The sequence below is a fragment of the Lentilactobacillus sp. genome (genome assembly GCF_040773105.1).
Lineage (GTDB): Bacteria > Bacillota > Bacilli > Lactobacillales > Lactobacillaceae > Lentilactobacillus > Lentilactobacillus parabuchneri.
The window spans coordinates 1-8052 of the sequence record NZ_JAXGWW010000085.1 but is presented as its reverse complement, the minus strand read 5'-3'; the positions used below and the strand labels follow the sequence as shown (position 1 = coordinate 8052).

7 protein-coding genes are annotated in these 8052 nt (G+C 43.9%); 1 reads left to right on the top strand and 6 read right to left on the bottom strand.

Going from position 1 to position 8052, the window contains the following annotated elements; all coding sequences use genetic code 11:
- The 6 genes from AB3112_RS05930 to AB3112_RS05905 form a co-directional block, all read right to left on the bottom strand.
- On the bottom strand, nt 1-301 hold a 301-nt coding region (locus tag AB3112_RS05930), incomplete at its 3' end, for a DUF1836 domain-containing protein (protein WP_367334107.1).
- Nucleotides 302-317: 16 nt separating this feature from the next.
- Nucleotides 318-1184 (bottom strand): DegV family protein, encoded by an 867-nt coding sequence (locus AB3112_RS05925; protein ID WP_084972952.1) that lies wholly within the window; start codon nt 1182-1184, stop codon nt 318-320.
- A 165-nt stretch (nt 1185-1349) separates the two neighbouring features.
- Nucleotides 1350-3197: a DUF5776 domain-containing protein gene (locus AB3112_RS05920; protein WP_367334106.1), complete on the bottom strand. Its 1848-nt coding sequence runs from the start codon at nt 3195-3197 to the stop codon at nt 1350-1352.
- Nucleotides 3198-3583: 386 nt separating this feature from the next.
- A complete protein-coding gene (locus AB3112_RS05915; RefSeq protein WP_084972954.1) occupies nt 3584-5524 on the bottom strand; it encodes an ATP-binding cassette domain-containing protein in 1941 nt (646 codons plus the stop codon).
- A 394-nt stretch (nt 5525-5918) separates the two neighbouring features.
- Nucleotides 5919-6356: a hypothetical protein gene (locus tag AB3112_RS05910; RefSeq protein WP_057910360.1), complete on the bottom strand. Its 438-nt coding sequence runs from the start codon at nt 6354-6356 to the stop codon at nt 5919-5921.
- A gap of 106 nt (nt 6357-6462) precedes the next feature.
- Nucleotides 6463-7008 (bottom strand): helix-turn-helix domain-containing protein, encoded by a 546-nt coding sequence (locus AB3112_RS05905; protein ID WP_367334105.1) that lies wholly within the window; start codon nt 7006-7008, stop codon nt 6463-6465.
- A gap of 608 nt (nt 7009-7616) precedes the next feature.
- Between AB3112_RS05905 and AB3112_RS05900 the strand changes: the two genes are divergently transcribed.
- Entirely contained in the window at nt 7617-7988 is a 372-nt protein-coding gene (locus tag AB3112_RS05900) for a hypothetical protein (protein WP_084972958.1), read from the top strand.
- Nucleotides 7989-8052: the final 64 nt, after the last annotated feature.

Here is an 8052-nt window from a genome sequence, read left to right as displayed (position 1 = left end):
TCCCGTTTCCAAGCAGCGCCAGCAAGCCTGCCTTGATTTCATTCAATGTAAAGACATTTTTTAATAATCCGATCACAATCGCCCCCGCCAGTTGGGTCCGGTGGTATTTGCTTTTTACCGGCGGGACCAGGATTCTGGCCTTGAAATAATTTTGCAGCATCGTCTTAGTGATTTTATCGCCAATGATTGGCTCCAGTACTTCATTTGTCAGGTCCAACAACTGGTCCAGATGAAGTGAAAATGCGGGCAACTCTTCCCACATCGGTAATCTAATTTCCAGCTCGGTGGTCGCTTTTGTCATCAAACCGCCCCTCTCGTTATTCACCTTCACCTATCTGGACACCAACGCCGACAAGACCCGGACCGGTGTGAACCCCCAAGGCAGGTGAAATACTTCCTCTATAGATTTTAAGTTGTGGGAAGTCAGCATGCAAGCGGTCGTAAACTTTTTCTTGCAGCGGGACGTCGGCACCGTTGACAACGCCGACACGGACACTTTTATTGGCGGTAATTCGATCCGCCACTAAGTTGACCATCTTGGAGATGGCTTTTTGCTCCGAGCGGGCTTTGGCAACTGGGAAATAAATGCCGTCCGAATCGGTTGCGATGACCGGCTTAATATTCAGCACGGAACCGATGAGACCGGCAACCCGACCAATTCGCCCACCCGCACGAAGGTATTTCAAGCTGGGAATATAGAAAAATGTCCGACTATTCTTCACCGACTGCTTGAGAAACTTCATCGTTTCGTCAAATGACTGGCCGCTGTCGATCATTTCTTCTGCGTACACCGCAAACAGTCCGCTGCCAATCCCAATGTTCTTGGTGTTGACCACGTCCATTTGAATATCGGTCGTCTCTCTGGCAACGTTGGTAAACGTGCCAAACGAGGTCGAAAGGTGCGCCGATACCGTGATGCCGATGATGTGATCAAAGCCACGTTGACGCAACTTATCGACTTGGGCTTCAACACTTCCCTGTGTGGGCGCGGCTGTCTTTGGCAACTCATCAACATGGTCCAGGGCGGCGTAAAATTCTTCCGGGGTAATATCAACATTGTCGCGGTATTCTTTACCGTCCATGGTGACGATCATTGGGGCAACTTCGATATTATCGTATGAGTTCAATAATTCAGCAGGCACATCAGAACCGGAATCAGCTAGAATGGCAATCTTTTCGGGCATTTTCGTTCTCCTTAGATATTGGCGTAGTTTTAATTACTGTTTATGTAGTATTGTATCCTACATAGGTGGGTTGTCAATACTAAAAAAGGTCCCAGTAACTGAGTAGTCGCATTTCTGCGGCAAACCCAGTTACTGGGACCTCTTTAGTTAAATCAGTTCTAGTGGCTAGTTTTGGATCACAAATTTCTTGTTAGCCGTCACGTAGTAGCCGTTACTTAGTTGATAACGTGTGGTCAGGTTATGCTTCACAATCTTTTTAACCGTCAGCTTTGTGCCCTTCTTGTAGGTCTTGGAACGGCCATTCAAGCTTGCACTCTTATAGGCATGAACGCCATTTTTGGCAATCACAGTGATCTTCTTGCTCTTTGGCATTGTCTGGTAATAGGCATTGACAACGAATTTCTTGCTGGAAGTGATGTAACCAACCTTACCAGCAGTCTTCTTGCCATGGTTCACGTCACGAACCTTGTAGCGTAAAGTGCCGTTGCTGGATTTCACGTAGTCAAGAACCACAAACATCGGTCGGTTGACCCGCTTAGCTTTTGGATAAACGGCAATTCGTTGTGACTTCTTGAAGTCAGCGTGCTTATACATGTAAATCTTCTTGGTAGCATAAACTGCGGCGCCCTTCACAGCCGCATAGTTTGGAAGCCCTGTTCCGTTGGTAGCAGTTGGATTGGACGGATTCCAAGCGTTGTTGGTTGGGTTAGTGGTCGTTGAATTATTAGTAGTAGTCGTCGTTGTTGAGCTGCCGGAACTACCGCCACCGTGATTGTTGTTGTCGGCGGGTTTTACCCAGTTGGGGATTTTGGAGAACACAAGGTAGAAACTACCAACACCATTACTGCCAAGTGGGCTGGCAATGGTCTTTCCGTCTTTGGTAAAGGTTGGGGTGTCACCGTAAACGTAATTGAAGAGCGATTGCGTTGTCCCGTCTGCGTTTGTTGGTAATGTGTAACCATAGTTCTTCTTAAGGTTATCCAGTAGGGATGCTCCCGTTGAATCCAAGAGTTTGGACTCGTCAATGTAGTATGATAGTTGGCTAGTCGTATAAGGAACCTGTTGAAGTGTATCAAAATTAGTGTTCACTGTACTTGGATAGCTGTGAATTATCCAAAAATCATCAAACCTCAATGAACCATTATTATTAGCAATATCTGGCATGACAGATTGAATATCACTTATTGGCGTATATGAACCGTCAGCATTCTTGACAACAGGTAAGAACTTGCCGGTTAATGGAACTTTCTCTGCAATTCTCGCACGAATAGCTGCCGTATCTATGGTTTCCTTTTTGTTCGCAATCGGTGTTCTTAATTGATTAGCTAAATATAATGTGTTCGTATCACTGTTGTCATAATAGTTTATATTATCAGAAACCTTTAACGGAACCTTGAGACTATAAGTTCCTTTCGGGCCAAGAGTCCCCTGCGTCTTAAGTGCGGTAACGGAATCTACCGTATAATACTGTTGATTATTTGCTTTAAATTGAGCCAATGTGTAAAAAATATCCCCATTATAAAGTTGGGGTCCATCTTCAAATCCTGAAGCAGGCGTATATTTAGTCGCTTTCTCAGTCCAATCATAACTTGCAAGAACCGCAGGAGCAGGATCACCCTTCCGTATGAAGAATTGATTATTTACAGGCTGGTCAGTATCAGTTGGATTATAAATTACATAGTTTGCATATAGCTGACCCTTGAGCTTGTCTTTATCAATAATGGAGCGAGCTTCAGGCTCTGGATAACTCGCTACGGTCCCTTGGTGATAAGCATAAGATCCATAATTCGAAGTTGCTGAATCATCATCACTTGATGTCAAGTAAACTGAAAATTGTAACTGAGACCCGGGAAACTCCACCGGGGTTGTCGAAGCTGTTTCCCCATTATAAAAAGCCGAAGAACTATCCGCCAAAGCCTGCTGCGTTGACGTAACCGCAAACCCGACAAGTGCTGCCATAGATATTGTTACCTTCAAAATTGTTCGAGCTAAGTGTGTCTTTGTTACCTTCATTAAAATCCCCTCCAGAATTCAAACCAACAGACATAAACTTCATGTGCTTAACTTAATTGTGAATAATTATACCACGATGTGAGCTAGCAATGCATGACTTAGATAAGGAAAAGATTATAACTATTTTATGGGGTTTCTCGTCTATTAAAGAATTAAAGGATCATCAATTTGTAGATGTGGGTGATACTTAAATGCCTAAATCCAAATGATGTAATCGTTCCCATGTCTTATAAAAAGATAAATTAATAATTCACTATAATGCCAAAGAAGCCCGCAAAGCTTACTAATCATAAGCAAAAAAGAGCCTGCCAGGAAAAACAATTCCTCACAGACTCTCGTATATTAATTAATCAGAATAACTATTTATACATATTTTTTAATTACCGTTATTCATAACTCAAACTCTCAATTGGATCCAACCTTGCAGCCTTGCCCGCTGGTGCGAGAGCTGCCAACAGTGAGATGACGATGGCAACGACAAAGCCAAAGGTGATATTTCCCGGCGTAATTTGCATGATGGAATAACTGATCCCCGCTTGTGCAATGTGGTTGGCCACCACCTGCAGGAGTTCAGCCAGGGCAATCGCCAAAATTGACGAGAACAGGCCGATGAAGAAAGCTTCAGAGAAGAACAGGTTTCTGATGCTGCCTCGAGAAGCGCCCAGTGCTCGGAGAATCCCGATTTCTTTGGTTCGCTCGGAGACACTGATGTAAAGCACCACGATGATCATGATAGCCGATACCAGCAGCGAGATGCCGGCAATCGTGGCCAAGACATTCACGGCCAATGTAATATAAGTGTTCAGGGTGTCTACGAAGCCACCGACACCAGTGATTTCGTAAGCTGATTTTTTCTTGTCGTTTTTGAAAGCCTTGATCTTATTTTCAACCGGCTTGACGTTCTTCACATCCCCCGCAATTTCAACCGTCACGAAATTTGGCTGAATCTTGATGCCCTTTGATTTGTACAGAGCTTTCATTGTTGCATAAGTGATAGACGTCGACCCAGTATTGGCCTTGGCAATCCCACTAACCGTCAGCGTCTTGGTCAACATGACCGGGCGCTTCTTGCTATTGAGGGTGTTTTGATAGAAGGTCACCTTTTTACCAATTAAAGAATACGGATGCTTTTTATTGAGCTTCTGGGCGTATTCCTTGGTCAGCATAATTTCGTTGTTCTTAGGTGCGTGTCCTTTGGAAATACTCTTAGCCAGCATGGTCTTGTTGTGGGTCTGCATAAACGAAATTGAAGCCGTCTTGCGGCCCATCCGCAATTGCGTGCCGCCTTGGACAAAGTAACCGTCATCAATGCTCTTGACATTCTTGATATCCTTAATCCGATTTTTGTCTTTACTGGTAATGTTAATCTTGCTGAGGTCCGGACTGGAATCGCCGGAAACGTTTTGACTCACTTGGACGGCATTCGGATTCACCTGCGAATAAATTTCGTGGTTGATGTAGCCCTGAACACCGTTCCCCAATCCCAGCATGACGATCACACTGAAGATGCCAATCGCGGCCCCAAAGACAATCAGAAGATTTCGCTTCAAGTTGTAGCGCATATTTTCCAATGCCATTTTAAGGGTGGCACCAAATCTCAGCGTGTGGGTCGACAATTCATTAGCTTGAGATTTTTCGTACCCGGCCTTTAAAGTCGTGTCCTCACTGATTTTGCCATCTGCCAAACGAACAATTCGCGTCCCATGATTGGCAACGGTCTCCGAGTGGGTTACGGTAATGACGAGTTTGCCATCCTTGGCGATTTGGTCCAGCAAGCCCAAAATTTCTTGAGTGTTTTGACTGTCCAACGCCCCAGTCGGCTCATCGGCAATAATAATTTCCGGATCAGAGGCCAGCGCCCGGGCAATCGCCACCCGTTGCTTTTGGCCGCCGGACAGCTGATTGGGATATTTGCGCATGTGGCCCTTCAACCCCACCTGATCTAACAGTTGACGGGCACGAGCTTCTTGTTGCTTATGGCTCAGCTTGGTCATTTGAAGCGAAACCATGACGTTGTTAAAAACCGTCAGGTGACTGATCAGATCGAAGTTTTGGAAGATAAAGCCAATCGTCTGGCGTCGGTATGCGTCCAATTGCTTGTTAGTATCGTGGCGAAGTGATTTGCCGTTTAAAACAACATCCCCGGAATAGTTACTATCCAGTCCACCGATGATGTTCATCAGAGTGGTTTTCCCACCACCGGATTCTCCGACGATTGAAACAAATTCGCCTTGGTTAAATGACAGGTCAATCCCGGTTAAAACGGGGAATTCCTGATTTTCAAGATAATATGATTTTTTAATGTTGTGCAGTTCTAAGTAACTCATGTGGTCCTCCAATTTATGATGCTCAGGATTTGCGTATTGGTTTATTTTACCGCAGTTTGCTGTGCTTGGGTACCTTGTGGCTTATATGGGGGGTAAGAAAAAAGCCAGTGTTCAGGTAAGGCTGGTCTCCTTGCTCTCTGCTACTTGGATAAAACGAGATCCGACGGCCGCAAACACCGTGTAGCGCCTAGTCCTGTGGGCGACGGCCGCAAACGCAGTGCAGCGCCTAGTCCTGTGGACGACGACACTGCCCCCCCACTACTACTTGGATAAAATGAGCTCCGACGACCCAGGGCCCTACTGCATAAGTCAAAAAAGTCAGCGATGAACAAAGACCGTTCATCACTGACTTTTTTAACTTATGCTCCGGGCCCTAAACGGGTCTCGTCGCTCTCTATGCTTTTCTCCCAAACAGCGTATCAATCAATGGCTCACGCTTCAGGATTGTTGGTGTGCCAAATGCCTTTAGGGTTGTGTCCGCAAACACTGCCAGCATGTAATCGACAACTGGTTGTGCGAAGCTGTCCTTTAAGTTTTTGTCATCGTCAATTGCCTTTTGAATGGCATCGTTATCCTTCAATGAATCAGGTACTTGATAAACGCCGGCAATTGTTGCCGTGAAGTAAGGCTTTGACAATTCGTCATCGTACAAACTGAACTTCGAGATCACCTGGATCACGTTCAAAGTTGATGAATCGTCTGGATGCCCTGGTAATGTCAACTGCGTTTCCGCATTAACTTGAGGGGCCTTTTGAGGATCGTAATTACTTCTATCAAAACTCAAGCCATCCAAGCGAACGGCCATTAACTGCCAATTATTATTTTCTGCCAATTTATATACCACCTTATAGTTGTTCGATTATTGCTACACGTTCATCGTATCATACACGTGGTTACATTTGCAGTACTTCTGGACGGATTTAATGATTTACTAGGCTTTACATCTGTAATTTGTCATCATCCCAGTTCTGTTGAGCGTGTATCTTGTTGATAATTTGCTGATACCCGTTAGGTCCAAGTTTTAATTGAATTAATTGCTTGTGATCTTCAATGATTTTCACCAAGAAATACGGGTGCAGTAACATCCTCAACAAATTATCCTGAATTTCTGATTGAAGTATAACGCCATTTTCAATTTCTGAAAGCGTGCTGTAACTGATTCCCAATATGGCCGACGTCTCTCGTAAACTAAAGTTTAGTTTCTGTCGAATTTTTTTAATTTGTTCCGGAGATAAAAATCCCACTTTGTCGCGATAAACACAATAATCGGATTTCAAGTTAACATCCGGGTCATCAAAAGGCACTTCATAGTTCTGAGGATCCTCTGGACTTTTACCGTCTTGAACCAAGTACGTATGTTGGTTGATAAAATTGAGCTTTCGAATAGTGACCGATTCGTTGAGTGTAATTTCCTGGTAGTCAATCCTTTGATCTGAAAAAGGGTCGTATTCGCTCACCTTAGATTTAATTGTAATTTTGCTCATTCTATTTGCCTCCCAATCAGTAAAGATCCATGAAATTATTTAGGCCCGGTTTGTCCGATTCATGAAAAGATTCAAACACGATAAACTGTCGTCCATGTCTCACAATAAACGAAAACTTGATATACATACTTGAATCATAAAGTGGGACCAAAAAGTCAAAAATAACGCCATCAGGTTGGCCCGGAAAATAGCTCTTTGAAGGGCCTCTGAATTTTACATCTTTCGAGGTTGTTAATGCCTCGACAGAATCTGCCAGTGCCTTTTGAAAAGTAATACCATGTTGTCGGAAATACGTTTCTGTCTTTTTCGAATGAAGCTCATATTCATTGTTTCCGGGACGCATTCGAATTTCTCCATGTTGAAAAGCAATTTCGATTTGTTTGATCGCAAGCTTCGCATAAGAACTGTTGAACTGCACGTGAAATACCGTCTGTTACTGTAGAGTAACATTATCGTATCATCTGTGCTAACACTTGGCAACTAATTTGTGCCTTTTTATGTGCCATTGAAAGCTCAAAATCATCACCCTCTCAATCTAATTAGAATTCTCCGCCAATTTGTCATATCATAGATAGGAACGATTTAAAATAATTCAATGGAGTTGAATCATGACAATTACTGAAATGATGGCTGAAATTAAGTCATATCAAGAAAAGTTAAACCTGAATGATGATTATTTGTTTAACATCGTGGAGTTTACTCCGGATGAAGTCCAGGCTTTCCACGCGCAAAAAGCACCGGAAAGTGCCTACCAGCAGACCTTGACGCAGATTCAGCGATTGTACTTACTGAGTCTGTCACCTAAGGAATTGCTTGACCGCATTAGTGTCGTCCGTGAAAAAGCCGGCTTTTCGGAAGCTGACGCCTTCAGGACAATGGGGATTGGTGATGATCAACTCGCAGATTTTAAAAACGGCGCGCTGCCAACCATGAACTATGTGACCGGGCTCAATGCGTTACAAAGTGCGGCTGAAAATTAAAGAAAGTAAGGGGCTGTGACAAACGATTGGTTTTGCCGACAGCCCCTTATTTTTTGTTTTATAT